The organism is Corynebacterium sp. (assembly GCF_030535495.1).
GTDB lineage: Bacteria > Actinomycetota > Actinomycetes > Mycobacteriales > Mycobacteriaceae > Corynebacterium.
Genome location: NZ_JAUNRW010000145.1, coordinates 1 through 1,520 on the forward strand (window position 1 = coordinate 1; position 1,520 = coordinate 1,520).

A 1,520-nucleotide genomic window follows, 5' to 3' on the forward strand; every position below is an offset into this window, starting at 1 on the left:
ACCTCGGTAGACTGGCCGTGTTTGGTTGTCTCTCACATGAGGAAGCCCATTTACCGTGGCTAAATTTCTGTTCAAACTGGGACGTTGGTCCTTTCACCGCAAGTGGATCGTCATCCTCCTGTGGTTGCTGACGCTGGCCGGTGCCGCCGGAGCCGCCGTCTCCTTCCAGAAGCCCTTCTCCAACGAGTTCTCCATCGGCGGCACCCCGTCGATCGAGGCGACGCGTGTCCTGGTGCAGAAGTTCCCCGAGGGCGGCAACCCCGTCAACGCGGCCAGTGTCAATGTCGTCTTCGCGGCCCCCGACGGCCAGCAGCTGTCGGACCCGGCGAACTCGGCGGCCATCGACGCGGTGGTCGACCACATCCAGGACAACCTCCCCGATCTCACCGGTACCGAACGATTCGGTAACCCGGTCGAGGTCTCCCCGGCCCTCCAGGAGGGCGTCATCGCCCAGATGACCGAGCAGGGTCTGCCGGAGGAGACCGCGCGCGAAGACGCCCACAACCTGCGCATGGTCTCCGACGACGGAAGGATCGGCTACACCACCTTCACCATCGATGTGCCCTCCTCCATGGATGTCACCGATGAGCACCGACGCATCGTCAACACCGCCATGGACATGGGTCGTGAGCAGGGGATCCAGGTGGAGGCCGGCGGGGCCGGTTTCGGCGATCCGATCACGGTGAAGACGACCAGTGAGATCATCGGTCTGGCGATCGCCTTCGTGGTGCTCATCGTCACCTTCGGTTCGCTCATCGCCGCCGGCCTGCCGGTGCTCACCGCCGTCATCGGGGTGGGTATCGGCGCCCTGGCCATCATCATCGCCACCGCCTTCGTCGAGCTCAACAACATCACCCCGGTGCTGGCCGTCATGATCGGCCTGGCCGTGGGCATCGACTACGCCCTGTTCATCCTCTCCCGTTACCGTGCCGAACGGCAGCGCATGCCCGCCGACGAGGCGGCCGGAATGGCGGTGGGTACCGCCGGCTCGGCCGTGGTTTTCGCCGGAGCCACCGTCATCATCGCGTTGGCGGCGCTGACCATCGTCAACATCGAGTTCCTCACCGCCATGGGTCTGTCGGCCGCCTTCACCGTGCTGGTCGCCGTGCTCGTCGCGCTGACCTTCATCCCGGCGTTGCTCGGCGTCCTCGGGGACCGGACGTTCAAGGCCCGGGTACCCGGCGTGGCCGGCAACCCGCTGCCCCGGGGGGAGGGTGCGCGGAAGCGCCGCCGGAAGCCCACCCTGGGCAACCGCTGGATCCGCTTTGTTCGCCGCGTCCCCGGTCTGGTCATGGCCGTCGTGGTGCTCACCCTGGGCGCGCTGTCCTATCCGGTCCTCGACATGGAGCTCTCGCTGCCCTCGGACTCGACCTCCAACCTGGACACCACCCAGCGCAAGTCCGCCGACCTCATGGCCGAGGGCTTCGGCGAGGGTGTCAACGCGCCCTTCCTCGTCATCGTCGACGCGGACGAGGTCAACCCCGATGCCCCGGCCCTGGCACCGCTGGTGCAGGCCCAGG

1 protein-coding gene is annotated in these 1,520 nt (G+C 66.9%); it reads left to right on the forward strand.

Translation table 11 applies throughout. The features are described 5' to 3' along the window. Positions 1 to 55: 55 nt before the first annotated feature. Positions 56 to 1,520, forward strand: a 1,465-nt coding sequence (locus Q4F73_RS11720) for an MMPL family transporter (protein WP_303359524.1), incomplete at its 3' end; no start/stop codon positions are given.